Genomic DNA, 24,263 nt, shown 5'->3' with positions numbered 1-24,263 from the left:
CAATACTTGCATGGGCAACGTGCGCCAGCGCACGTGTCCGCCAGCAAACCCTGAAACAGGCCCGGCTTTGAAGCGATTCCTGTAGCATCGCAACTACTTGTCCAGAAAGAATCAGCTTATGCCGCTCTCCCGTCGTCAGAAAATCACCCTCGTCAGCACCGCCGTGCTGATCGCCCTGCCCGTCACCGCCTCGCTCATCCTGCTGAACATGGACTGGAACCGCGCCAAGCCCTGGCTCAATGCGCGCGCCAGCGAAGCGATGGGAAGGCCGTTCGCCATCGAGGGCGACCTGGCGCTGACGTGGCAGCAGCCAACTAACGCGGGGCAAAAAACCTGGCGCGACTATCTGCCCTGGCCGCACCTGCAAGCCAAGGACGTGCGCCTGGGCAACCCGCACACCATGGCGGACACGGATGGCCAGGCGCAACTGGCCAGCGTGAGCCAGCTGGCGTTCTCGCTCAATCCGCTGGCCTTGCTGGACAAGAAAATCATCATTCCTCAATTGCGCTTCGACAAGCCGCAGGTGCGCTTGCTGCGCAGCAAGGACGGCAAGAACAACTGGACCTTCGACAAGCAGGACCAGCCGTCGCCATGGCAGCTGGAACTGCAAAGCGTGGTCTTCAGCAAGGGCACCGTGACCCTGGACGATGGCGTCAGCAAAACGGCGATGCGCGCCGATGTCGACACCATCGCGGACGATGCGCGCTACGGCATCGCGTGGACACTGTCCGGCACCTACCGCGGCGAAACCGTCAAGGGCGGCGGCAAGGCGGGCAGCGTGCTGTCGCTGCAGCGGCAAGGCACGCCCTTCCCCATCCAGGCCGACATGCGCGCGAGCGGCATCAGCGTGGCCATCGAAGGCACATTGACCCGCCCGACCAACCTGGCCGCGCTCGACGTGCGCCTGAAGCTATCCGGCCCCAGCATGGCGCGCCTGTATCCCTTGACGGGCGTGCTGCTGCCGGAAACGCCGCACTTCAGCACGGAAGGCCATTTGACGGGCACCCTGGCGCCGCGCGGCGGCGAGTGGGTCTACGACAAGTTCAGCGGCAAGGTGGGCTCCAGCGACATCAGTGGCAAGCTGGCTTTTTCCGCCAGCACGCCGCGCAAGCGCCTGACGGGCGAAGTCCATTCGCGCCTGCTGCAATTTTCAGACCTCGGTCCGCTGGTGGGCGCCGATTCCAGCGCCAGCAAGAAGGAACGGGGCGTACCGTCGACGCAGCCGGCCGGCCGCGTGTTGCCGGTGGAAACCTTCAAGACGGAGCGCTGGACCAGCCTGGACGCCGACGTGCGCTACACGGCGGACAAGATCACGCGCGATGCCGAGCTGCCGATCAGCAAGCTCGACACGCATGTGGTGCTGACAGATGGCGTGCTCTCGCTCACGCCCCTGAATTTCAACGTGGCGGGCGGCACCCTGACGTCGCAGATCAAGCTCGACGGCAGCGGCAAGGTCATCGCCAACGGCATCGCGGCCGAACTCAAGGCCAGCGCCCGCCATCTGCACATCCAGCAACTGTTTCCCCGCCTGCCGGCCCTGCAAGCGAGCGTGGGCGAAATCAATGGCGACGCGTCGCTGTCGGCCACCGGCAATTCCGTCGCCACCCTGCTGGGCAGCTCGAACGGCGAAGTGCGCGCGCTGATCAACCGGGGCAGCATCAGCAAGCTGTTATTGGAAGAAATGGGCTTGAATATCGGCAGTGTCGTGCTGGCCAAACTGTCTGGCGACAAGCAGGTCAGGCTGAACTGCATGGCCGCCGATTTCGTTGTCACCAAGGGGCTGATGCGCACGCGCCAGTTCATCGTCGACACGGATGATGCCGTCCTGAATATCGACGGCACGGTGAACCTGGCCGATGAACGGCTGGACCTGACCCTGCGACCGGACAGCAAGGGCTTGCGCATCTTTTCGCTGCGCTCGCCCCTGTATGTGCATGGCACCTTCAGCAAGCCCGACGTGAGCGTCGACAAGGGCGTGCTGGCCCTGCGCGCCGGTGGTGCACTGGCGCTGGCCGTGGTGGCGCCTGTGGCGGCCCTGCTGCCGCTGGTGAATACCGGCCCCGTCGAGGATAGCGAATGCGCGGCACTGCTGGCCCAGGCGCGCGTGAAGCCGGTGGCGCCGAAACCGGGCAAGGCGCCGCGCAAAAGCCGTTGAAGGAGATGAGCAGATACGGCAGCCGTGCGCGATTACAATTGTTACACCCCTATGTGCGTTGCCGAACAGACCCTGCCTTGCCAGAATCCTATTCTGTGATCGTGCCTGAAACACCCAAGACGTGGCGATACGAAGTCCTACCGGCCCATACCATGCCGGCGCCACGAGGTCCGAATTCATAGGAGAACTATCATGCAAATCATTAAAAAAATCGCCGCTACCACTTCCGTTGCCGCTTTGCTGCTGAGCTTGACTGCTTGCGCCAACATGTCCGGCCAGGATAAAAACACCGCCATCGGCGCTGGCGTCGGCGCCGTTGCCGGCTCCGTGCTGACGGGCGGCAGCGCAGTCGGCGCAGTCGGCGGCGCCGCAGTCGGCGGCGTGATCGGTAACCAGGTCAAGCCGAAGTAATCGTTGTCTCAAAAGCGGGGTGGGCGCGCAGGCGTCCGCCCCGCTTTTTTGCGTCCGGCTTCCGTTGATGAAATTGAAAATTTATTCTGAGGAAATTAGACGAAGACGTTGGCCATGCCGATGGCGCCGCTGTCCTTGACCAGCTCGTAACAGCGGCAGGAAACGGCTTCCAGGCCGGCAGAATCGAGGATCTCGATATTGCCGCGGCTGTAGGTGATGAGTTTTTGCTGTTGCAGCGCGCTGGCCGCCTTGGTCACGCCGACCCGCCGCACGCCGAGGGTGTGGGCGAGAAATTCATGCGTGAGGTGAAATTTTTCGGACTGCAGGCGGTCGCGCGTGATCAGCAGCGAACGGGCCAGGCGCGCTTCGAGCACGTGGAAGCGGCTGCACACGGCAATCTGGATGGCTTGCGCCAGCAGGGTGTCCGTGTAGCGGTACAGCAAGCGCTGCAGGGACTCGAGCTGGGCGAACTCGGCGCAGAACTCGGCCCGCGCGATACGGCTGGCCGTACCGGAACGTTGCACCACGGCACGCACTTGCGCCAGGTCATGACCGAGCGCGACGGACGCGCCCAGTACGCCTTCGCGGCCGACGGAGCCCACTTCCAGCGTCATGCGGCCCTCCGCCACGGCCAGCAGCGAAATCAGGCAATCGCCGGGAAAATAGATGTGGCCGATAGGCTGGCCCGGTTCGTACAGCACCTCGCCCACCTCGACCGTGACGGTATCGAACAGCGCCGTCAGGTGCCGCAAGTCGTGCTCGGGCAGGCTGGCCAGCAAGCGGTTGCCGGCGTCAAGCGCGCCCACGGGCGAACCCAGGCCGGATCGGCCTGCATCGCGGGACAGGGTCATGCTGGCAGTCGTTGGTGGCATTGCTTTTCCTTGGTGTCGTTACAACTCGACATAATTTTTACCTAGCCTACGGTGCAGTACCGGCCCTGTATGTACGGTGACGCACGGAAGCGGAGCAAGCGGCACAGCACACTGGCAACAGACGCAAATAACACGCAGAACACGCATGACCCTTTTTATTATTTTAAAAAAACCAAGGAGCCTTCCATGACTACCACCACCAAATCCCTTCATCCGCTGGTACTTGCCGCCGCCGTCGCTGTCCTGCTGTTTTGCGGCGTCGGCACGGCTGCCCTGATGGGCTGGCTGCCTTCCTCCCAGGGCGATAGCCAGCCGCTGGCGGCCAGCACCTCGGCCGAGCAAATGGCCAACCTGCAGGCAAACCAGCCGCAAGCGAACTTGCAACCGTCCGTAACGCAGCCGCTGGCCGCCCTGCCACAGCAGCAGCAACAGCAACCACAGCAGCAGCCGGTGCGCCAGCCGCAGCCGCAGCCACAATACGCGGCCGCCCCGGCGCCGCAGGTGTGCAGCAATTGCGGCGTGATCGAAGCCATCCATGAAGTCAATACGCGCGCCGAAGGCAGCGGCGTGGGCGCGGCCGGCGGCGCCGTCGTCGGCGGCTTGCTGGGCAACCAGGTCGGTGGCGGCCACGGCAAGCAACTGGCCACCGTGCTGGGCGCCGTCGGCGGCGCCGTGGCCGGCAACCAGATCGAAGGCAGCGTGCGCGCCACGCGCAGCTACAACATCGTCGTGCGCCTCGATAACGGCAAGACGCGCACCGTGCACCAGAGCGCCGCGCCAAACTGGCGCCAGGGCGACCGCGTACGCGTCGTCAACGGCGGCTTGCGCGCCATGGGCTAAGCAAACCGCGGCGGTGCCGCTGCCGCGATTAGTTGCAAATAAAACACACGCCCGGCCTGTCCGGGCGTTTTCTTTTTGGCAATGTTCGTTGGCGTACAGATGAGCTTGCCGTCGCGCGAGATGATGCATTCAGGAAAGTTCAACGAAACGTCATCAAGGAGTAGCCATGCAAGACGACAAGACAGGCAGCAACAGGATCTGGCTGGGCTTTATTGGCGGTGGTTTGCTGGCCACCGCGCTGGGCTTCTGCGCGCTGGACCTGGCGCCGCAAGCGGGCGGGCCCGTGTTCGGCGTCATGCTGCTGCTGACCGGCGGCATGGTCAGTTGCCTGGCAGGCGCCGTCGGCATGGCCGGCATGCTGGCGTGGGTGCCGGGCATGGCCGATGAACAGGCCGACCGCTCACGATAGTTGAGACTTGTGTACGACAGCGTACAGAACGCAAGGGAAACAAAGTAGACACTTAGTCATGGCATCAGCGTTCAGCGACCCAGTCGCCGCGCAATGACAAGAACCGATGACGGCGCCACGCGCCAGCGCCTGCAAGGCCACGGCAGTCGCCGTCATCCACACATTACTCTCGGAGGACACATCATGCTGTATACAATCGCCGTCGTACTCATCATTCTTTGGCTGCTGGGCCTGGTAACTTCCTATACCATTGGCGGCTTCATTCACATCCTGCTGGTGGTCGCCGTGATCATGGTGCTGCTGCGCCTGATCAGCGGGCGCGGTTTATAGCCCAGGCCGTTAGTCTGGCCTGACAAGAGCGGCGCGCGTGCAAACGGGCGCCGCCTTTTTGCCTGCAGTGTGCGTGCACTGGCACGCCGCGCCATTTTGCAGTAACGTGTGCAGGTAATTCCTGGGTATGTCCCAATAACAAAACAAGGAGAAAATCCATGAAAGAAACATTCAAAAAAGGCCCTGGCGCCAAATCCCTGATCGGCATGCTGGTGATCGCATTGGCCGCCACCGGCTGCGCGGACATGTCCTCGACGCAACGTGGCACGGCCACGGGCGCCGGCATCGGCGCGGGCCTGGGCGCCTTGATCGGCGGCACCACCGGTGGCGGCAGCAGCGGCCGCACGGCCGGCGGCGCCCTGCTGGGTGCGGCAGCTGGCGCCGTGGTCGGCAATATCTGGTCGAACCGCATGGAAAACCAGAAGCGCGCGATGGAACAAGCGACACAGGGTACTGGTGTGCAAGTGTCGCAGACGGCCGATAACCGCCTGAAAATGGAAATTCCAAGCGATATTTCCTTCGACACCAACCGCGCCGACATCAAGGGCAACTTCCGCCCCATCCTCGACCGCTTTGCCGCCACCCTGAACGAAAACCCGAACACCACGGTCAGCATCATCGGCCATACGGACAGCACGGGCAGCGATTCCATCAACGAACCGCTGTCGGTGGAACGCGCCGCCCACACGCGCGACTACCTGTCCATGCGCGGCGTCTCGCCGACCCGCGTCGTCACGGAAGGCCGCGGCGCCCGCGAGCCGATCGCCTCGAATGCGGATGCCTCGGGACGCGCACGCAATCGCCGCGTGGAAATCTACGTAGCAGAATTAGCCCCACGGGGGTAACACCGAACCAAACCTACTGCGCGTCGGTATAGGCGGCTTGCGATGCTCACCGTACTTTAGTACGGTTGCGCTTCTCGGCCACCTCTCCCTTCCGCTCGCTACGGTTTTGTCCGGTGTCGGGACGTTGACATCAAAATCAAGATCGTAAAAAAACCCGCTGGCAAGGTCACTTGCCAACGGGTTTTTCTATTTAAAACAGCTTATTTTGAAGTAGCTTATTTCGACGTCGTTGCCTTGGCGCCGCTTTCGCCCTCTTTCGCCACCTTGGCGAAGTCGCCCGCCACCACCACCGACACGGCCGAGGGCTTCAGGTATTCGCGCAGGCCCTGGTTCACTTGCGCCAGGGTCAAGCCGGCCACTTTCGCTTCCAGGTCCTTGTCGTACGCCATGGTGCGGTCTTCGGCAAGGTAGCCGGCCAGATCGCGCGCCAGGCCAGCGTCTTGCGTGCGGCCCACTTCTTGCGATTGCAGCCAGCCTTTCTTCGCCTCGGCCAATTCCTCTTGCGTAAAGCCGTCGGCCAGCACCTTGGCGATTTCCTCGCGCAGCGCCGCTTCCACCTTGACGGTGTTTTGCGGCGCGCTGATGGCGTACGCCATCCAGTAGCCGGCCGGTTCGCGCGACGGCACGCTCACTTGCGAGCCGACGCCGTACGACAGGCCTTCCTTCTGGCGGATGCGGTCGGCCAGGCGGCTGCGCAAGGCGCCGCCACCGAGCATGTGATTGGCGATCAGCAAGGCCGGATAGCTGGCGGCGTCATCCTTGAGGGGAATCGGCTGGATGGCGAACAGCACGCTGTTCGCCTTGTCCGGCGTTTCCAGGGTGACTTTCTCGCCGCTGACGGGCTTGACGGCGTCGGGAATGCGCACATACGGCTGCTGCGCCTTCCAGCTGCCGTACAGGCTGGCTACCTGCGCCTTCAGCGCGGCCGGGTCGAAGTCGCCCACGGCAGCAAAAGTCGCGTTGGCGGCGCCATAATAGGCGCCATGGAAGGCTTTCACGTCGGTCACCTGGATGGCTTTCCATTGTGCCAGCTCGGTAGGCAGGGTGGCCACGTGGCGCACATGGCCTTCCGGCGTGGCGTCGAGCAGGCGGCGGAAGGCGTTCACGGCCAGCGGTTGCGGTTCAGGCAGCTCCTGCTCCGCGCGTCCCACGCGCTCGCGCTGCAATTCCAGGAATTCCGTTTCGTTCAGGGCCGGCTTTTGCAGCACTTGCGCCAGCAAGTCCATGGCGGCCGGCAAGTTCTCGCGCTTGCCTGTCAGCATAGCGGTGACACCCTCAGCGCCGCCCGAAATCGCCACTTGCATGCCCAGCTGGTCAAACTTGTCCTTCACTTCCTGGCGCGACAGTTTATCCGTGCCGCGCGACAACAGATTGGCCGTGTAGACGCCTACTTGCGCTTTGCCGCGCAGGTTTTCTTCGCTGCCAATCTGCAATTTCAACACGACGCTGACGGTGCTGCCCTTGGTTTTCTTCGGCAACAAGGCGCCCTTCAAGCCGTTCGGCAAGGTGAAGCGCGTGGTGCGCGCTTCGATATTGTCGGGGCTCGGGTCGAACGCTTCGCCCTGCGCCACCACGGCGCGGCCCGTGTAGCCGGCCAGTTGCGGCGCCACGTCAGCGTAGGCCGGCACGACGGTGCGGTCCGGCGCATCGGTCGGGATGAAGCGGCCCAGGGTACGGTTCGAGCTCTTCAGGTATTTCTCGGCCGCCGCCTGCACCTGCGCTGTCGTCAGCTTGTCGAGCTGGTCGCGCTGCAGGAAGAACAGGCGCCAGTCGCCTGCCGCCAGCGACTCCGTCAGGGCGATCGTCAGGCGTGCCGTATTCGAGGTGGCCAGTTCGATCTGTTTGGTCAATTGCTGTTTCACGCGCGCCACTTCCGCATCTGTGATGGGCTGCGATTTCAGCTCTTCCAGTACTTTCAGCATGGCCGCTTGCGCCGCATCAAGGTTGCCATCGACGGGCACCAGCGCGCCGAACAGGTTGTAGCCCGGCTCCAGGTTGCTCACGGAGTTGTATTCGATCTTGCTGGCCAGCTTGGTTTCCACCAGCGCCTTGTGCAGGCGGCCGGCCGGGGCGTCCGTCAGCACGTGGCCAAGCACTTCGATGGCGACGGCGTCCGGGTTGCCGGACGGCGCCACGTGGTAGCCGGCGCCGACGAACTGCGTGCCGCCGCTGCGGCGCACCGTCACGGCGCGCTCGCCATCCTGCACCGGTTCGGCCGTGTAGGTCGGCTCGATCACGCGCGTCGGTTTCGGGATCTTGCCGAACAGCTCATTGATCTGCTTCAAGACCTTGGCTTCGTCGAAGCGGCCCGCCACCATCAGCACGGCGTTATCCGGCTGATAATATTTATGGTAAAACGCGCGCAAACGGGGAATATTCACCTGCTCGATGTCGGAACGGGCGCCGATGGTCGACTTGCCGTAGTTGTGCCAGTCGTAGGCGATGGCCTGGATGCGTTCGCTCGTCACGCCGATCGGGTCGCTCTCGCCCATCTCGAACTCGTTGCGCACGACGGTCATTTCGCCCTTTTGCGTCTTCGGATTCCACAGGTCGTTCTGGTCGATGGCCGCGTTGACCATGCGGTCCGCTTCCATGGCCAGCATCTGGCGCAGGTTGTCGTCGTTGGCGGGGAAGGTGGCGTAGTAATTGGTGCGGTCATACCAGGTGGTGCCGTTGAACTGAGCACCCGTCGAATTCAGGATCTCGACCGGGGTCTTGGTGCCCTTCTTGACGCCGAAGTTGGCGCTAGGCTTGAACAGCAAGTGTTCGAGCAAGTGGGCCATGCCCGTTTCGCCATAGTTTTCATGGCGCGAACCGACCAGGTAGACGATATTCGTCGTCAGGGTCGGCTTGCTGGCATCGGGGAACAGCAGCACGCGCAAGCCATTGGCCAGGCGGTATTCGGTGATGCCTTCGACGGACGTGACTTTGACGGCGGCGGCGCGGTTGGGCGCAGCCTTGCCGGCTTTCTGGGTCGGCGCCGCTTCCACCGGGGTGGCGGCAAGGATGAATGAAGGCGAGAGGATGCCGGCGGCAAGCAGGAGGGCGGTAATGGGTTTCAAGGCAGAGTCCTGGTAACACTACGTTATAGACGTGCGCAAGCAATCGGCGCAGGCGCGATGTGATACGAACGCAAGAATAGTCACGGGGCCCGCGCTGCGTCTTCGCCGCCACGTGAAATTATTGCTATTTCGTAATTTACGGCATACGTATCACTTATGCAAGTCCTGTCATCGAGCGGTTATGCGCCCGTGTTATACTCCACGGTTCCAGAACTATCTGCCTGTATATGAGACGAGCTCTCGTCCTGCTCTGCCTTTTTGTTTTCATCGCGTTACCCCAGGCGTTCGCCAGCATGGCCTACGCCAGCCCTTCCCCATTCCAGCATGCAATTGCGGCCGGCACTACCGCCACGCCCGCCTTCAGCATCGATTGTGCCGACGCCAGCCTCCATGCGGACCTGCCTGGCGACAGCTGCGATAGCGAAGAATGCGACAACGACCCCATCACGCTGTACCCGACCTCGCGCCAGGGGGCGCCGTTTTGCGCCATCATTTGGCAAGCGGGACCGGGCGCACTTGCCGAAGCGGACGTGCGGCTGGCCACCCGGCCGCCGCGCGTCCGCCCCTGAAGACATGCATGCAGCACCCACACGCCCGGGGCTTTAGCCGCCAGGCACGCTTTACACTGATCGACTTTACAAGGTTACACACATGGAATGGTTATTTGACCCGACAATCTGGGTCGGCCTGCTGACGCTGGTCGTACTGGAAATCGTACTGGGTATCGACAACCTGATTTTCATCGCCATCCTGGCCGAGAAACTGCCGCCGCACCAGCGCGACAAGGCGCGCGTGCTGGGCCTGACCCTGGCCCTCGTCATGCGCCTGGGCCTGCTTTCGCTGATTTCCTGGCTGGTGACATTGACCACGCCGCTGTTTTTTGTCTGGCAATTCTCGTTCTCGGGACGCGACCTGATCCTGCTCGTCGGCGGCCTGTTCCTGCTGTTCAAGGCTACCACCGAGCTGCACGAACGCCTCGAAGGCGTCACGCACGCCCAGACGGGTCCGAAAGTCTATGCCGGCTTCGGCCTCGTGGTGGCGCAGATCGTCGTGCTTGACGCCGTGTTTTCGCTCGACGCCGTCATCACGGCCGTCGGCATGGTGGAAAACCTGTACGTGATGATGGCGGCCGTCGTCATTTCCATCGTCGTCATGATGCTGGCCTCGAAGGTGCTGACGCGCTTCGTCAACGCCCACCCCACCGTCGTCGTGCTGTGCCTGAGCTTCCTGCTGATGATCGGTCTGTCGCTGGTGGCCGAAGGCCTGGGCTTCCACATTCCGAAAGGCTATCTCTACGCCGCCATCGGATTCTCGATCGTCATCGAATTCTTCAACCAGCTGGCGCGCCGCAACTTCCTCAAATTGCAGTCGAACGCCCCGCTGCGCGACCGCACGGCACAAGCCGTGCTGAGCCTGCTGGGCGGGCGCAAGGGCCGCGAAGCCGTGGAAGAACATGAAGTCAAGGAAATACCCGATGTCTCCGCCTTCGGCGTGGAAGAGCGCAACATGGTCAGCGGCGTGCTGACCCTGGCCGAACGCTCGATCCGCTCCGTCATGACGCCGCGCGGCGACGTCTCGTGGGTCAACCTGAATGACAGCAGCGACAAAATGCTGCAATTGCTGCGCGAAACGCCGCACAGCATGATTCCTGTCTGCAATGATGACCTCGACAACGTGGTCGGCATCGCGCGCAGCAAGGACCTGATCGAAGACCTCGTATCGCGCGGCAAGATCGACCCGGACAGCATGCGCGAAGCCGTCGTCGTGCCGGAAGCGGCCGGCGTGCTGAAAGCCATGGAAACGCTGAAGCGCTCGCGCGGCCAGCTGGTGCTGGTGGTCGACGAGTTCGGCACCGTGCAAGGCGTGCTGACGCCGATCGACATCCTGGAAGCCATCGCCGGCGAATTCCCCGACGAGGACGAGCAACCCGACGTGGAAGTGCTGGGCCCCGGCCACTGGCGCATCGACGGCGCGACGGACCTGCATTACCTGGAGCAAGTGTTCGAGACGGAAACCCTGGTCAGCGAAGACGGCGAATACAATTCGCTGGCCGGCTTCCTGCTGGCGCACTTCGAAAACATGCCGGCCGTGGGCGAAGTGCTGGAACTCGATGATCTGCGTTATGAAATCGTTGAGGCCGACGAGCGCCGCATCGCCTGCGTGGACGTGCGCCGCATCGAGCCAGATCACAGTTTGTAACACAATGGCAAGCGTGCCCCGCTTGCCATGCCGTATGCTGGGGTCTGCCTTTTCTGGAGACGCCAACATGAAACACTCTTTGCTACGCCTGTCCCTGCTGGCCTGCGCCGCCTTGGGCGGCCAGGCCGGTGCCCACGCCGCCACCATCAAGCCGGGCCTGTGGCAAGTCGACAGCAAGATGGCGTCGCCGGACGCCGCCACCGACAATGCCATGTCCATGGTGCTGCAACAACTGGGCAACCTTCCCCCCGATCAACGCAAGCAGCTGGAAAACATGGCGGCCAGCCGCGGCATGGCCATGCCCACCGTGGGCGCCGACGGCGCCGTCCGCGTGACGGCATGCGTGACGCCGGACATGGCGGCGCGCAAGCAGATTCCCACGGGCCAGCCCGGCGATTGCAAATCAAAAAATACGGATATCGCGGGCGGCATGCAGGTGTCGTTCACTTGCGCCAATCCGAAATCGAGCGGCGAAGGCAAGGTGATGTTTACAGGCGACCAGGCGTTCAACATGCAGCTGGCGGTGACGACCAGCGCGCGCGGCACGCCGGAACAGGTAAATGTAACGAGCAACGGCAAGTGGCTGGGCGCCAGCTGCCCGGCCCCGGCTACGACAACAGCTCAGAAGCCGTGACGGAAACCCATGTTAAAAGCGGCGTCGCCGCGGCCCGCATCGCTGGCATTGCCCACCGTGTAGCGGGCGCCGTTCCTGTTGTGGATCTTCGCGTAGGACGCGTAGAAATCGCTGCGTTTTGACAGGGAATACGTGAGGCCGACGGCCACCTGGCTGGCGTCGCGGTTGGCCAGGTCGCGGTCATCCTTGCGCACCCAGGACGCCAGCAGCTTGAAGCCGCCCACGGGCACGGACACGCCCAGCAAGGTGTCGCGGCTGTCCGACGACGACATCGACAGGGCCAGCGCACTGTAGGCGTTGTTCGGGTCCCACGGCGAACTGCCATAGCCCTTGTTCATGCCGATGGCGGCAAACGCGGTGGCCACTTTCAGGTCGATATTCGCCGCGATCAGGGTGTTGCGGGCCGACATGTCGATGGCGGGCAAGGTGCCGGAAGCGAGGATGAGGTTATTCTTGCGCTGGTGCGACACGCTGACATTCACGGCGCCGGCCGAATAGCCGAGGGTGGCGCCATACGCGCGGTTGTTGGCATTGCTGTACGGCGACTCGCCAAAGCTGTAGATGGCGCTGGCGGTCACGCCGCGCAAGGCGGGCGTCACGTATTTGACGGTATTGTCATAGCGTTTCATGCTGTAGCCGGCCAGGTTGCCGGCGCTGCCGGCCATGCCGCCCTTGAACGGGTCGGCCACATCGGTCAGGGCCAGGTAGTGGGGATTGTACTGGCGCCCCAGGGTCAGCGCACCCAGGCGGCTGTCGAGGCCCACGTAGGCCTGGCGGCCGAACAAGCGGCCTTCTTCCGACTGGCCCGTGTCGTTCTGCACGCCAGCTTCCAGGGTAAATACGGCGGACACGTCATTGCCCAGGGCTTCGCGGCCCTGCACGCCCAGGCGCGAGCCGGACGCGACGCCGCCGGACACCTTGGTGCCGGCGCAATTGGCGGCGCAGCCGCGCTCGGCCACGATGCCCGCGTCGAGCACGCCGTACACGGCAACGTTACTGGATGCGGCACTGCCTGCGCCATCGGCAGCCTGGGCCGGTGCAAAGAGCAGCCACGGCCCCATCCCTATCACAGCAAGCGCAAAATACGAGGTCTGCATGATAAATATCTCGGTAACGTGGGTGAAACTTCCCGGTATTGATCAGGACATGCGCTGTGTGTCTGATCTTAGTGTTACCTTATCCTCGCTTTTTGTCCAGCCATCCGTGCGTTGTACAACAGAAACTTCAGCTTAGTCCCTGACTACGCGTCGCGTACTGACAACACGCAAGATTGACCATGATTCAGCTAATTTGCGGCAAAATGGCGTGAAATGCAGGCCCTGCCGTAAAGCAATGTTCGGTGGCGAACGTTGCGCGATTTGACGCAGGCGGTACACTACTGGTTTTACCGACAGCGGCTCGCCCGTTTTTTCTGCATGCTAGCTATCCTCGAACGCATTGACCCCAACTCCAGCAATATCGACTTGCTGGTGGAATTATTCAACTCACTGCGTCCCAAGCGCTCGCACGACAGCGCTACCGCGATTGCCAACGTGCGCACCCTGCGCCAGCTTCTCAAAGGTAACCCCGCGCAAGCGCGCGCCCTGCACGAATACGTGCTGCGCGTGCTGGCCGCGCGCCGCCACGCCAGCCTGTACACCGATATCGGCGTACTGTCGAACAGCGGTTTCTTCACGGAATTGAAACGCCGCATCGCCTACCGCATGCTGCCGCCCGCCCTCGGCGACGAATACCTGAACGACGCACTCGACCAGGTGCTGTACCTGAAAACCGATTATTTGTGGATCAGCAACGTGCCCGCCACGGACTGGCTGGAACTGTTCGACGTGCTCACCAGCGACGACATCGAACTGGCCGTCGGCGATGGCAACATCATGCTGCCAGGCATGCTCGACGCCATCCGCACCCTGTCCTACCGCGTCTGCGCCATGGGCCTGGAACCGGAACTGACGCGTTTCCACAATGAAATTGAAGTGTTCCAGTCGCCGTTCATGGTGCAGAACACGGAAGTGAACGCCTACCTGGACGCCTACACGAATTTGCTGCAAGGCGACATCGAGCACATCGAGGATGCGCGTCATTTGCTGGTGATGCTGGACCAGTGCGACGCCGTCATCGCCAAGATCCGCAAGAAGGCGCTGTACCAGGGCACCAGCATTCCCCTGACGTATTTATTGGTGGCCTTGGCGCAAAGCATCGAGCGCCTGCGCAAGCTGCTGTTCCTGGTCGACACGAGCGGCGAGCTGCCGGCATCGAACAACGTGGACATCGCCGCCATCACGGTGGACGCCACGCAGGACTTGCTGCACCCGCAACCGGTCAGCCGCCGCCGCGCGGGCGCCGTCGGGCTGGCGCTGGAACTGATACGCGCGCATAACCACAAGTACAAGGTCAGCGACCTGTTTTCCGACAATATCAACTTGTTGGCGCGCAATGTGACGGAAAACGCCAGCCGCACGGGCGAACATTACATCGCGGAAAACCGCCGCGAGATGGGCGCCATGTTCCTCTCGTCGGCCGGCGCGGGCGTGATCATCGGCTTCATGGCCCTGTTCAAGATATTGATGTCGTATTTGCGCTCGGCGCCGCTGGTCGAAGCCTTCATGTTCAGCATGAATTACTCTATCGGCTTCATGTTCATCCACTTGCTGCACTTCACAGTGGCCACCAAGCAGCCGGCCATGACGGCCTCGCGCATCGCCGCCGGCCTGCACAGCAAGGATGGACGGAATATCGACCTCGACAGCATGGCGGAACTGATCAACAAGGTCTTCCGCACGCAAAACATGGCCGTGCTGGGCAACCTGGCAACCGCCATGCCCACGGCCTGGCTGATCGCGCTCGGCTACAAGGCGATCACGGGACACAATCTGGTGACGCCGGAAAAAGCCATGCACTTGCTGCACGATATCGACCCCATCGGCAGCCCCGCCATCTTCTACGCCATGATCGCCGGCGTGTGCCTGTTCGTGGCCGGCCTGATTTCGGGCTACTATGACAACCAGGCCCTGTACACGCGCTGGGCGCAGCGCATCGCGCAATTGCGCGGCCTGGGCCGGGTGATCGGCCAGGAACGCCTGCAACGGCTGGGCATGTACCTGGAAAACAACCTGGGCGGGCTGATGGGTAACTTCTATTTCGGTATCCTGCTCGGTTCCATCGGCACCCTCGGTTTCCTGATCGGCTTGCCGATCGATATCCGCCACATCACCTTCTCGGCCGCCAACTTTGCGACGGCCCTGGTGGGCCTGGACCACAACATGAGCTGGCAACTGGCCGTCAAGTCGCTGTCGGGCATCTTCGCCATCGGCACGGCCAACCTGCTGGTCAGCTTCGGCCTGGCCCTGTGGGTCGCCCTGCGTTCGCGCCAGGTACGCTTCAAGCACGGCATGCAATTACTGAAGATTCTGGGCAAGCGCTTCCTGCGCTCGCCCATCGTCTTCTTCTTCGGCTCGAAAAACCCGCCACCTTTGGCACTGGTCGACGAGTCGGCAAACCTGTCACCCACGACCAAGGCTCAAAAATGACCGCTAGTCGCATGCAACCCTGCCTCACCGCCCTACTGCTGTGCTGGACCCTGGCTGCATGCGCCTCGCTGCCCAATGTCAAGAATCTCAATACCACCCTCGAACCGGTGGCCAAGCCCAATGTGATCACGAGCAAGGGCGCCTTGCTGAACGTCAACAGCCGGGCCGCCCTGCTCAACAAGCGGTGGGCCAGATCCGGCATGGATCTGAAAACCCAGGCCGCGCTGGAAGAGGCGGCCACGGGCGTGCCTTTGATCAAGGGCAACAAGGTGACCCTGCTGTTTGACGGCCCGCAAACCATGGCCGCCATGTTCCAGGCCATCAGCGAAGCGAAAAACAGCATTAACCTGGAAACCTATATCTTCGACCAGGACCCGTTGGGCCTGAAGTTTGCCGACATGCTCATCGAAAAGCAGCAGGCGGGCGTGACGGTCAACGTCATCTACGACAGCGTGGGCACCCTCGGCGTGCCACAGGCGTTCTTTGAGCGCATGCGCGCGGCCGGCATCCACCTGGTCGCCTTCAACCCCGTCAATCCCGCCAAGCTCAAGGGCGATGACTGGAAGATCAACAACCGCGACCACCGCAAGGTGCTGATCGTCGACGGCAAGATGGCATTTACGGGCGGCATCAATATCAGCGATACCTACGCGAAAAGCTCGCTGTTCCGCTCGAAATCGAAAGCCACCGACAAGAAGGACGTGGGCTGGCGCGACACCCACGTGAAAGTGGAAGGCCCGGCCGTGGCCGCCTTCCAGTGGCTGTTCATCCGCACCTGGGCCCAGCAAGACCAGGCCGACTTGCCGGACGCCAATTATTTCCCTGTACTTTCCGAAGTGGGCGACAAGCTGGTGCGCGTCGTGGCCAGCGAGCCGGACGGCGGCTTTGAAATCTACAAGGCGTACATCCTGGCCATCCAGGAAGCCAAGAAATCCATCCACATCACATCCGCCTATTTCGTGCCCGACCAGCAGACGGTCGACGCGCTGGTCGCGGCCGCCAAACGGGGCGTGGACGTGACCGTGGTGCTGCCCGGCGTGTCCGACAGCGGCCTCGTGTTCCACGCGGGACACGCGCTGTACGACCAGTTGCTGGCTGGCGGCGTCCGCATCTTTCACTTGAAACTGGCCGTGCTGCACGCCAAGACAGCCGTCATCGACGGCGCCTGGTCGACCGTGGGTTCGACCAACATCGACATGCGCAGCTTCCTGCACAACAGCGAGCTGAACGTGATCGTGCTCGGCGACAGCTTCGGGCGCGAAATGGAAAACGCTTTCCAGGAAGACTTGCGCGATTCGGAAGAAATCACCAAAGCAAAATGGGAAACGCGGCCCATCTCGGACCGCATGAAGGAGTGGGCGGCGCGTTTCATGAACTACTGGCTGTAAATGTAGGCGTAGTTCAACGGCTGGATATTCGCACTGATATGCACTATATTGCACCAATAGTATGACGATCGTCGTATTGCTCATTTCTGGAGTTGACCATCATGGGAACCGTGCGCAAGACCATTACCTTGACGGACCAGCAAGACGACTGGATCAAGGCGCAAATTGACGCCGGACGCTATACCAACGACAGCGAATACATCCGCGATCTGATCCGGCGTGAGCAGGAGCGCAGCGCCGAACTCGACGCGATCCGCGCGGCGCTGCTGGAAGGAGAGGCCAGCGGCGAACCCCAGCCTTTCGACGCCAGGGCATTCAAGCAGCCAGCGTAGGTCGGATTAGCGGAGCGTAATCCGACATCACCACAACCATTACCAAAGCCAACAATATTGTCGGATTACGCCCGGCTTCGCCGCGCTAATCCGACCTACAGGAAACCTACAGCGGCCGCAAGCTGGCCCACACGCCGCCCTGGCGCTCGAACGCTTCCGTGCTGACCTTTTCAAAGTCGGCGCTGTCTTCATTCCAGCTGTAGCGCTCGACCCGGATGCAACTGTTTTCCACGCGCAGCACATTGAACGAGTTCGACTCGCCCCTGCCCCGCGTGGATGTGGCCGTGCCCGCCTGCACCATCAGGGCAGCGTAGCCGGCGATCTTGTAGCGCTCGGCCGTGTTGCCCGCCACGCTGGCATGCAAATGTCCCGCCAGCAATAAGTCCACGCCGCACTCGGAAAATATTTGCAACGCCTGCGGGGCGCGGTCGACCAGATCATCCTTGTCGAAGTTTTCCGGCAAGTCAAACGGATGATGCGTGACGATGATGCGCGTCAAACCGGGTGGCAAACGGCCCAGGCGTTCGCGCAGGAAATCAATCTGTTCGTGACTGATGCGCCCATCCTTGAAGGTCAGGGAGCGGGCAGTATTGATGCCCAGCACGGCGATTTCCTCATCCACATATTCGGGCGACAAATCGTCCGTCACATGGCGCCGGTATTTCACCAGCGGCGTCAGGAAGCGGGAAAAGACGTTGTACAGCGGCACGTCATGGTTGCCCGGCACCACGATTTGCGGCCCCGGCAAGCTGTCGAGAAAGTGCCGCGCCTGTTGGAACTGGGCGCTGCGGGCACGTTGCGTCAAATCGCCCGAGACCACGACCACGTCCGGTTCCAGGCGCTCGACGAGTGCGCGCAAGGGCGCCAGCAGGTCCGCGTCGACCCTGCCAAAATGCAAGTCGGACAAATGCACGATGGTACGCATGCCTTACTCCCCAGTCGGTGCCGGCGCTGGCACCAGCACCGCCAGCGCGGCCGGGCGGATGCGGTACTGCAGCGGCGTATTCATGATCGTCACCTCGCCATCGGTGGCCACGCGCAGACGGCGGTGATGCGTCGCGATTTCCAGGTCGGTGGCCGTCAGCACGTCAAAATCCTTGGCTTGCGACAACTTGCCGAACAGCGCGTGCAAGGCCAGCTTCAGCAAGCCCAGGCGGCCCGGACGCTGCGCCACGTACAGGCTCAGCTGGCCGCCATCGAGCCGCTCGCGCTCGCCGATATTCAAGCCTTCCATCAGGTATTCATTATTGCCGATGAAAACAAAGGGCGTGCGCCGCGCATGCACGGCGTCCTTGAGTTTCAATTGCACGCTGAGGAAGGGATAGCGGCGCAAGGCCGCCAGCAGCGCCCAGCTGAAGGCCAACCACTTGCCCCGTCCCAGCCGGCGCTGCTGCTTTTCGCGGTCGCGCACGATGTCCGGATACAGGCCCAGGCTGGAATTGTTCAGGAAGATGCGGCCATTGACTTCGCCCACGTCGACCTGGTGCGGCACGCCCTGCGCCACGTTGGCAATCGCCGCATCGAGCTCGAGCGGAATATTCAAATCCTTGGCGAAATGGTTCAAGGTACCCAGCGGCAAGACGCCAAACGGCGTGCCGCTGCCGACCACGACGGAAGCGACGGCGTTGATGGTGCCGTCGCCACCACCGGCCACGACGATGGGCGCGCCATCGCGCAAGGCTTGTTCGGCCGTGGCGATCATGTCTGCGCCGCTGGCGGCCAGGGTGATGGCAGCGTCGAGCCCCACGGCGGCGAATTTCGCTTCGAGCTGCTGCGCCCAGTCAGGCGCATAGCCGCAACCGGCACCCGCATTGATGATGACTGCAATCTTGCTCAGGATCACTCCCCTTATTTGGTTTGCCGGATATGCCGGCGGCGGCGCAGGGTCGACACGCCGGCGATGCAGATGGCCAGCCAACCATAGCTTTCCGCCATGGCCGCCAGTACATCGCTCAGGTAATGCGCGCCCAGGTAAATGCGGCTGAAACCCACAAGTGACGCCATCAGGAAGGCGCCCAGCGCGATGGTGATGCGCTTGCCCCACGCGCCCGGCGCCGTCTGGCAAATCAGGTAAGCGGCCAGCAAGCCGTACAGGGCTGTCGAGGTGGCCGTATGGCCGCTGGGGAAACTGTACGTGCTCAAGGCCGTCTGCAGAATGGGTTCGTCAAAACTGGGCCGCGCGCGAACAAAAATGTACTTTAGCAGCAGGTTCAAAAACATGACGCCCGGCATGGTGATGAGCAGGGTAAACAGCCAGTAATCGGCGCCCTTGCGGTGCAGATACCAGCCCAGCAAGACGGCCAGGGTGATGGCGCCGATCACGCCATGCATGTGCGTGACGACCAGCAGGCAGCTGGTGATCCACGGCACGGCATGCTGATTGAACCACTGCGCCACCTGCAAGTCGATTACCGTGATCTGGGCCATGCCCATCACGGCTTCGGCGATCTCGTGAAAGACCACGATGGCCACCAGCATCAAGGCCACGCCCACCGTCATATGCAGGCCCAGCTCGCCTTCGGGCGACAGGCGCGCCTCGACAAAGCGGCGCAGTTTCGTGGTCCAGCCCGTGGTCATGCCCATGTCATTCTTCTCTTGCAAACTACTTACTCCTCAAATCAAGCGGGATGATCAAAAAAACCACACCAATAAAAAAATACTGTTTATTCATACAGTAGCTGTGTATTCATACAGTAGTTATGCTATTCTGATGACTCGTTCAACACATCTCCCTCAAAGGAATTGTCATGGCAACATTGAATAGCGGTTTTGGCTCACGGTTCGGCCTGGAATACGCCCCAAGCTCTTTCCTCGTCCGCATGGGCAAGCGCGAAATCCTCGTCTGCCGCGACTTCCGCAAGCGCTACTACACCGTCAATCCCTTGATCGAGTGCGGTACGGGCATCGAGCCGGGCTATGTTGAAGTGCTGCTGATGCGCCGTTGGTTGTTGATCTTATCTAAAGCGCATTAAGTTCACCTTAACCGCGTAGCGGTCCAGGTGCTCCGTCCGGCCACGCCGGGAACGCCTCAGTACCGGCCAGCGGCACGCTGGCCGACCCCTCACTACTGTGTGCGTTCCGGCGCGGCCGGGCTGGCAGGTGTTTCAGCAGCTGCGCCGGCAAGCGCGTTGGCAGCTACGTTGGCAGACGGTACGCGGTCAGACACATTCGCTTCGTACCACAAGGTCACGAACAGCACCATCACGACGGGGCCGATGAACAGGCCCACGAGGCCCAGGGTTTCCACGCCGCCCAGAATGCCGAACAGCACGGCCAGGAAGGGCAAGCGGGTGGCGTTGCCGATCATGCCGGGCCGCACGAAGTGGTCAGCCACGAACAGCACCACGGTGCCCCACGCGGCCACGCCGATGGCGGCGCCCACATTGCCCTGGAAGATCAGCAAGGCAGCCGCGCACAGGTAAGCGAGCGGCGCACCGAACGGGATGATGGCCAGGATGCCAGTGGCAAACGCCCACAGGGCCGGTGAAGGCAAGCCGGCGATGGCGTAGGCGATGCCGATCAGCACGCCTTCGGCCAGGCCCACCAGCACCAGGCCGTTGACGGTCGCGCGGATGGCGGTAGGAATCTTTTGCGCATAGCGACCCCACCGTTCGGGGCGCAGGAAATGGCTGCCGACGGCCGTGATCTGGCGCGTCAGCGCTTCGCCATCCTTGTAAAAGAAAAACAGGCATAAAAACGCCAGTCCGAAGTCGACCAGGCGGTGGAACACGTCCGCGCCCAGCACCTTGAGCATGTCGCGCGCGGAATGAAAGCCGCCCACGGCGCTGCCCGCAAAGAAGTGGCCGAGGCCATGGGGCTGGCTCAGGGTGGCTTGCCACCAGTCGGCGATGGCGCTGCCGGCCAGCGGAATATGCGACACCCAGTCCGGCACGGGCAAGCCGTCGGTGTTCGCATGGACGACGAAATTGGCCAGCACGGGCACTTCGCGCGCCGCCTGCGCCACGCCGAACAGCACGGGTATGATGAAGATGCAGGCGAACGCCAGGGTCAGCACGGCTGCCGCAATGATGGTGCGCTGCCCCAGCGCCGCGCGCACGCGCAGGTACAGGGGCCAGGTGGCCACGCACAGGATGCCGGCCCACACGAGCGGCAAAAAGAAACGCTGCATGACGAAGGCCGTCACGGCGATCAAGGCCAGGGAAAAGCCTGCGCTGACAATGTCGCGCTGGGTATCGTTCATGCCACTCCATTCGTGCCCGGCGCCACAGGCCACCAGTATCCGCTACGCGCCAGTTGCGCAGGCGTAGCGTAACACGGAGGTTCGCAGCATCACACCAGCCCCAGCTCCACCGGTTTCACGCCGGCGAACACATGGTCGAGCTGCGCCGGGGTCAAGCCGAAGGTGCGGCGCAGCAAGCCGCCCAGCACGGCCCGGTATTCATTCAGCACGGGCATGTCGCGGTTCTGGAACAAATTCGCCTGCGCAATCGCCACCTGCTCGCCCGCCACCTGTTTGCCTTTGATTCCGCCGCCCAGCACCCAGAACACGCTGCCGTGGCCGTGATCCGTGCCGCGGTTGCCGTTTTCGCGAAAGGTGCGGCCAAATTCGCTGACCACGACCACCACCGTATTGCGCCAGGCGCTGCCCATTTCCTGCGAAAACGCGGCCAGGCCCCGCCCCAGCTCCTCGAAGCGCCCCGCCAGGTAGCCGCTGGCGCCGCCCTGCCCCACGTGCGTATCCCAGCCGCCCACGTCGACGAAGCCGAGCTTGTATTTGTCCTTCATCAAGCGGGCGATACGCTGCGCTTCCAGTTCAAAGCCCTTGGTACTGATGGCGTTGCGGTTGGCCGCCTGCATCTCGCCCGTCAATTCCTTGGTCACATCGTCGCGCACGGCAAAGCCCGCGCTGACCGGTTGCTGCAGGGGCGTGCCCTTGTACATGGCGGCGATGACCTGGCTTTGACGCGCATCAATGCCCGCCTTGCCCACGGAGCGCAGCCCCATGTTCGGCACTTGCACGCCGCCTTGGAAAATCAGGGGTAACTGGTCGGTGAAAGAAATGGCGTGATTGCTGCTATTGAGGCTTTGCGCCAGACGGTTCAGGAAACCCGAGCGGAAGTCGCGGCGCCCGCCGATCTCCTGTCCCAGTTCAATGCTGTCCTGCGTCTCGAAATGGCTGCGCGTCAAATCCGTCGTGCCAGCGAACGGGATGAATGCCGCCTCGCCGCCCGTGAACATGGGATAGATGGTTTCGCGCAAGGCCGGATGCAGGGCCCAGTCCGCGTTCAAGGCCAGCGCGCCGTTGTCCTCGCCCGGTTTCGCGATGGCGATATTCGGCCGCGAGGCATAATAAAAATCGCTGCCGACCGGCACCAGCAGGTTGTTCGCGTCATAGCCACCACGCAGGAAGACGAACAGCAGCCTGGCATCCGTGGCGGGTGCGGCCAGCAGACTGCCCGCGTGAGTGAACAAGGGCGCGGCGGCCAGGGCTTTCAGCAAGTCACGACGATTCATGGCGATTCCTTCAGTTTCAACTTAGCGGTGCATCATTTCAGGGGATGACAGCAAAAAGGTATTCCACTCCTGCGGCGAAGCGGCCTGCTCCAGGGCCTGGCGCGTGGCCGGACTCAGGCCTGGCTGCAGCGACTGGTAATACAGGGCGCTGGCCAGTTGCGGGAACGCGACCTTTTCCTGCGGCTGCGGGCCATCCGTCTTGAACAGGCCGGCGCTGCCCGAACCGATGGTGCGGGCAATATCGAAGCGCGTCGTCATTTGCCCTGGGCTGGCCCAGGAGGCCTCCGTCAATGGATAACCGTCCGGGGTCTGGCGGCCGTACAGGGGCTGCCCCATGCGCGAAAGCCAGCTCAGCATGGGGCCCGCGTTCAGGATGGGCTTGTCGTCATAGCTGAGGCGCACGGCCGACACCACGTAATGCATGGGGTCCTTGAATTTCTTGCCCAGCGATTGCCGGAACTCTGGGCTGTCGAACATGGTTTGCAGCACGTCGGCGATCATGCCGTCGCTGTGCTGGAAGGTGGCCGCCATGCGCGCCACCAGCGCTTCGGGCGGATTGTCGCCGACGAAATACTGGGCCAGCTTGCCGCTGATAAAGTGCGCCGTGGCGGGACTGCGGCTCAGGCGATCCAGCGCTTCATCAAGCTCGGCCAGCCCCCGGCCCTTCACCGTTTGCCCGAGGAATTGTTTATCGCCGTAATCGTGGCGGTTCGGGTTGAACTCGAACAAGCCCTTGCGCACATATTGCGACTGCAGCGCCGGTTTCACCTTCGGCGTGTCCGTTCCCAGGTTCACGCCCACCCCGGTCAGGATGCGCGCCAGCTCCTGCACGTCAGCCTGGCTGTAGCCGCCGTTCACCCCCAGGGTATGCAGCTCCATCAGCTCGCGCGCATAGTTTTCATTGATGCGCTTGGCGGCGTTGGCTTCATTGTCCAGGTAGCGCAGCATGGCCGGATGGTGGACGGTCGCGCCCAGCAAGTCACGAAATTTCCCCAGTGCATGTGGTGCGATGGCGTTCGCCTCGTAATCGCCCACCATGGCGCGCAAGTTGTGCTTGCCCTGGTGCACGCTGAAATGGTTGAGCCAAAACCAGCTCAGTTGCTGCTGCAACTGGTTAGGCGAATACACGTCCAGCAACAGCGAGCGCGTGGCCGCCTCGCGTGCCAGGCGATTCAGTTCCTGCTGGTAATCCTTTTGCGCCTGCTGCTTTGCCATGTCATCCATCACGCCGGCCGCATCCTTGCGCTTTTGCTCCATAGAAACCACCAATTGATCGAGCGGCACCTGGCTGATGGTCATGGCGTCGATTTGCGCCTGCACGGCGGGCGGCAAGCTGGCTTTGCCTGGGTGCAACTGGGCCTGCAGCCAGGCGTTCCAGCCCTTGTCCTGCACCTGGCGCACGCTGCCCCCGTTCACGCCCCAGCTGACCCGTTCCAGCATGGCAACGTCCTGTGTGGAACTAGTCTGCGCGCGGTGATCGGACTGGACGGCAGGTCCGGTCGCGGCGCAGCCGGCCAGCAAGAGCAGGGAAATCAAGGTCGTCGGCAAGAATCGGTGTGGGGTCATGGCAGTCCTTCAAGCGGTTTCATGCAGAATGCTTGAGGGTACGCCCAGGTTGACCTGCGCATGATTGCCATTTGCAACGAGTTGTAATCAAGCAGGATTGTTCACCAGCCCAGCGCTCGCGGGTACGGGCGCATTATGATGAATAATCTCGGATAAAATGTTATCGGGAGAATTGCGTATTGCAATGGCAGCGCCGTATTTTCTCTCGAACCAGACAT

The 24,263-nt window shown here is 62.5% G+C and carries 22 protein-coding genes; 13 read left to right on the top strand and 9 right to left on the bottom strand.

Going from position 1 to position 24,263, the window contains the following annotated elements:
- Window positions 1–118 precede the first annotated feature (118 nt).
- Both SJI03_RS17005 and SJI03_RS17000 read left to right on the top strand, forming a co-directional pair.
- The gene (locus tag SJI03_RS17005) at window positions 119–2,155 is read left to right on the top strand and encodes an AsmA family protein (protein WP_322427987.1); all 2,037 of its coding nucleotides are present in this window, start codon (window positions 119–121) and stop codon (window positions 2,153–2,155) included.
- 192 nt (window positions 2,156–2,347) lie between these two features.
- Window positions 2,348–2,566 carry a glycine zipper 2TM domain-containing protein gene (locus SJI03_RS17000; RefSeq protein WP_034758955.1) on the top strand — a complete coding sequence of 73 codons (219 nt, stop codon included), beginning with the start codon at window positions 2,348–2,350 and terminating at the stop codon, window positions 2,564–2,566.
- Between the two features lie 95 nt (window positions 2,567–2,661).
- Here SJI03_RS17000 and SJI03_RS16995 read toward each other — a convergent pair whose 3' ends face one another.
- Window positions 2,662–3,438, bottom strand: a complete 777-nt coding sequence (locus SJI03_RS16995) for a Crp/Fnr family transcriptional regulator (protein ID WP_099380099.1) — start codon at window positions 3,436–3,438, stop codon at window positions 2,662–2,664.
- Between the two features lie 186 nt (window positions 3,439–3,624).
- Here SJI03_RS16995 and SJI03_RS16990 point away from each other — a divergent pair, with 186 nt between their 5' ends.
- The 4 genes from SJI03_RS16990 (at window position 3,625) to SJI03_RS16975 (ending at window position 5,862) form a co-directional block, all read left to right on the top strand.
- The gene (locus SJI03_RS16990; RefSeq protein WP_322427986.1) at window positions 3,625–4,278 is read left to right on the top strand and encodes a glycine zipper 2TM domain-containing protein; all 654 of its coding nucleotides are present in this window, start codon (window positions 3,625–3,627) and stop codon (window positions 4,276–4,278) included.
- Window positions 4,279–4,444: 166 nt separating this feature from the next.
- Window positions 4,445–4,687: a hypothetical protein gene (locus tag SJI03_RS16985; RefSeq protein ID WP_099380097.1), complete on the top strand. Its 243-nt coding sequence runs from the start codon at window positions 4,445–4,447 to the stop codon at window positions 4,685–4,687.
- A gap of 183 nt (window positions 4,688–4,870) precedes the next feature.
- Complete coding sequence (locus SJI03_RS16980) at window positions 4,871–5,017, top strand: lmo0937 family membrane protein (RefSeq protein WP_010396376.1); 147 nt, start codon at window positions 4,871–4,873, stop codon at window positions 5,015–5,017.
- A gap of 206 nt (window positions 5,018–5,223) precedes the next feature.
- On the top strand, window positions 5,224–5,862 hold the full coding sequence (locus tag SJI03_RS16975) for an OmpA family protein (protein WP_099380108.1): 639 nt from the start codon (window positions 5,224–5,226) through the stop codon (window positions 5,860–5,862).
- 215 nt (window positions 5,863–6,077) lie between these two features.
- Here SJI03_RS16975 and SJI03_RS16970 read toward each other — a convergent pair whose 3' ends face one another.
- The gene (locus SJI03_RS16970) at window positions 6,078–8,924 is read right to left on the bottom strand and encodes a pitrilysin family protein (protein ID WP_322427985.1); all 2,847 of its coding nucleotides are present in this window, start codon (window positions 8,922–8,924) and stop codon (window positions 6,078–6,080) included.
- A gap of 293 nt (window positions 8,925–9,217) precedes the next feature.
- Here SJI03_RS16970 and SJI03_RS16965 point away from each other — a divergent pair, with 293 nt between their 5' ends.
- The 3 genes from SJI03_RS16965 to SJI03_RS16955 all read left to right on the top strand — a co-directional run bounded on the left by SJI03_RS16965 (window position 9,218) and on the right by SJI03_RS16955 (window position 11,757).
- Window positions 9,218–9,493 carry a hypothetical protein gene (locus tag SJI03_RS16965; RefSeq protein WP_099380095.1) on the top strand — a complete coding sequence of 92 codons (276 nt, stop codon included), beginning with the start codon at window positions 9,218–9,220 and terminating at the stop codon, window positions 9,491–9,493.
- 82 nt (window positions 9,494–9,575) lie between these two features.
- Window positions 9,576–11,123 (top strand): TerC family protein, encoded by a 1,548-nt coding sequence (locus tag SJI03_RS16960; RefSeq protein ID WP_099380094.1) that lies wholly within the window; start codon window positions 9,576–9,578, stop codon window positions 11,121–11,123.
- Between the two features lie 67 nt (window positions 11,124–11,190).
- Window positions 11,191–11,757, top strand: coding sequence for a DUF3617 domain-containing protein (locus SJI03_RS16955; protein ID WP_322427984.1), 567 nt, complete (start codon window positions 11,191–11,193; stop codon window positions 11,755–11,757).
- On the opposite strand, the gene SJI03_RS16950 is transcribed toward SJI03_RS16955, so the two are convergent.
- Window positions 11,745–12,854: a porin gene (locus SJI03_RS16950; protein ID WP_322427983.1), complete on the bottom strand. Its 1,110-nt coding sequence runs from the start codon at window positions 12,852–12,854 to the stop codon at window positions 11,745–11,747. The genes SJI03_RS16955 and SJI03_RS16950 overlap by 13 nt on opposite strands.
- 318 nt (window positions 12,855–13,172) lie before the next feature.
- Between SJI03_RS16950 and SJI03_RS16945 the strand changes: the two genes are divergently transcribed.
- The 3 genes from SJI03_RS16945 to SJI03_RS16935 all read left to right on the top strand — a co-directional run bounded on the left by SJI03_RS16945 (window position 13,173) and on the right by SJI03_RS16935 (window position 17,004).
- The gene (locus SJI03_RS16945) at window positions 13,173–15,284 is read left to right on the top strand and encodes a site-specific recombinase (RefSeq protein WP_322427982.1); all 2,112 of its coding nucleotides are present in this window, start codon (window positions 13,173–13,175) and stop codon (window positions 15,282–15,284) included.
- Window positions 15,281–16,672: a cardiolipin synthase gene (gene cls, locus SJI03_RS16940; protein ID WP_322427981.1), complete on the top strand. Its 1,392-nt coding sequence runs from the start codon at window positions 15,281–15,283 to the stop codon at window positions 16,670–16,672. The genes SJI03_RS16945 and cls overlap by 4 nt, the downstream gene beginning before the upstream one ends.
- A 101-nt stretch (window positions 16,673–16,773) precedes the next feature.
- On the top strand, window positions 16,774–17,004 hold the full coding sequence (locus tag SJI03_RS16935; protein ID WP_099380090.1) for a type II toxin-antitoxin system ParD family antitoxin: 231 nt from the start codon (window positions 16,774–16,776) through the stop codon (window positions 17,002–17,004).
- Window positions 17,005–17,110: 106 nt separating this feature from the next.
- Here the strand turns inward: SJI03_RS16935 and SJI03_RS16930 are convergent, their stop codons facing one another.
- From SJI03_RS16930 to SJI03_RS16920, 3 genes are read right to left on the bottom strand one after another with little or no spacing between them, the layout of a single operon-like run.
- On the bottom strand, window positions 17,111–17,929 hold the full coding sequence (locus tag SJI03_RS16930) for a metallophosphoesterase family protein (protein ID WP_322427980.1): 819 nt from the start codon (window positions 17,927–17,929) through the stop codon (window positions 17,111–17,113).
- A 3-nt stretch (window positions 17,930–17,932) separates the two neighbouring features.
- Window positions 17,933–18,847, bottom strand: coding sequence for a diacylglycerol/lipid kinase family protein (locus tag SJI03_RS16925; RefSeq protein WP_099380088.1), 915 nt, complete (start codon window positions 18,845–18,847; stop codon window positions 17,933–17,935).
- Window positions 18,848–18,852: 5 nt separating this feature from the next.
- Window positions 18,853–19,605, bottom strand: a complete 753-nt coding sequence (locus SJI03_RS16920; protein ID WP_322427979.1) for a phosphatase PAP2 family protein — start codon at window positions 19,603–19,605, stop codon at window positions 18,853–18,855.
- Window positions 19,606–19,751: 146 nt separating this feature from the next.
- Between SJI03_RS16920 and SJI03_RS16915 the strand changes: the two genes are divergently transcribed.
- Complete coding sequence (locus SJI03_RS16915) at window positions 19,752–19,976, top strand: hypothetical protein (protein ID WP_010396348.1); 225 nt, start codon at window positions 19,752–19,754, stop codon at window positions 19,974–19,976.
- Window positions 19,977–20,068: 92 nt separating this feature from the next.
- On the opposite strand, the gene SJI03_RS16910 is transcribed toward SJI03_RS16915, so the two are convergent.
- From SJI03_RS16910 to SJI03_RS16900, 3 genes are all read right to left on the bottom strand, one after another.
- A complete protein-coding gene (locus SJI03_RS16910; RefSeq protein WP_099380086.1) occupies window positions 20,069–21,205 on the bottom strand; it encodes an AI-2E family transporter in 1,137 nt (378 codons plus the stop codon).
- Between the two features lie 89 nt (window positions 21,206–21,294).
- Window positions 21,295–22,479 carry a DUF1501 domain-containing protein gene (locus SJI03_RS16905; protein WP_322427978.1) on the bottom strand — a complete coding sequence of 395 codons (1,185 nt, stop codon included), beginning with the start codon at window positions 22,477–22,479 and terminating at the stop codon, window positions 21,295–21,297.
- A gap of 21 nt (window positions 22,480–22,500) precedes the next feature.
- Window positions 22,501–24,045: a DUF1800 domain-containing protein gene (locus SJI03_RS16900; RefSeq protein WP_322427977.1), complete on the bottom strand. Its 1,545-nt coding sequence runs from the start codon at window positions 24,043–24,045 to the stop codon at window positions 22,501–22,503.
- Window positions 24,046–24,263 lie beyond the last annotated feature (218 nt).

Source organism: Janthinobacterium sp. GMG1, assembly GCF_034427795.1.
GTDB lineage: Bacteria > Pseudomonadota > Gammaproteobacteria > Burkholderiales > Burkholderiaceae_D > Janthinobacterium.
This window is presented reverse-complemented; position numbering and strand designations above follow the sequence as displayed.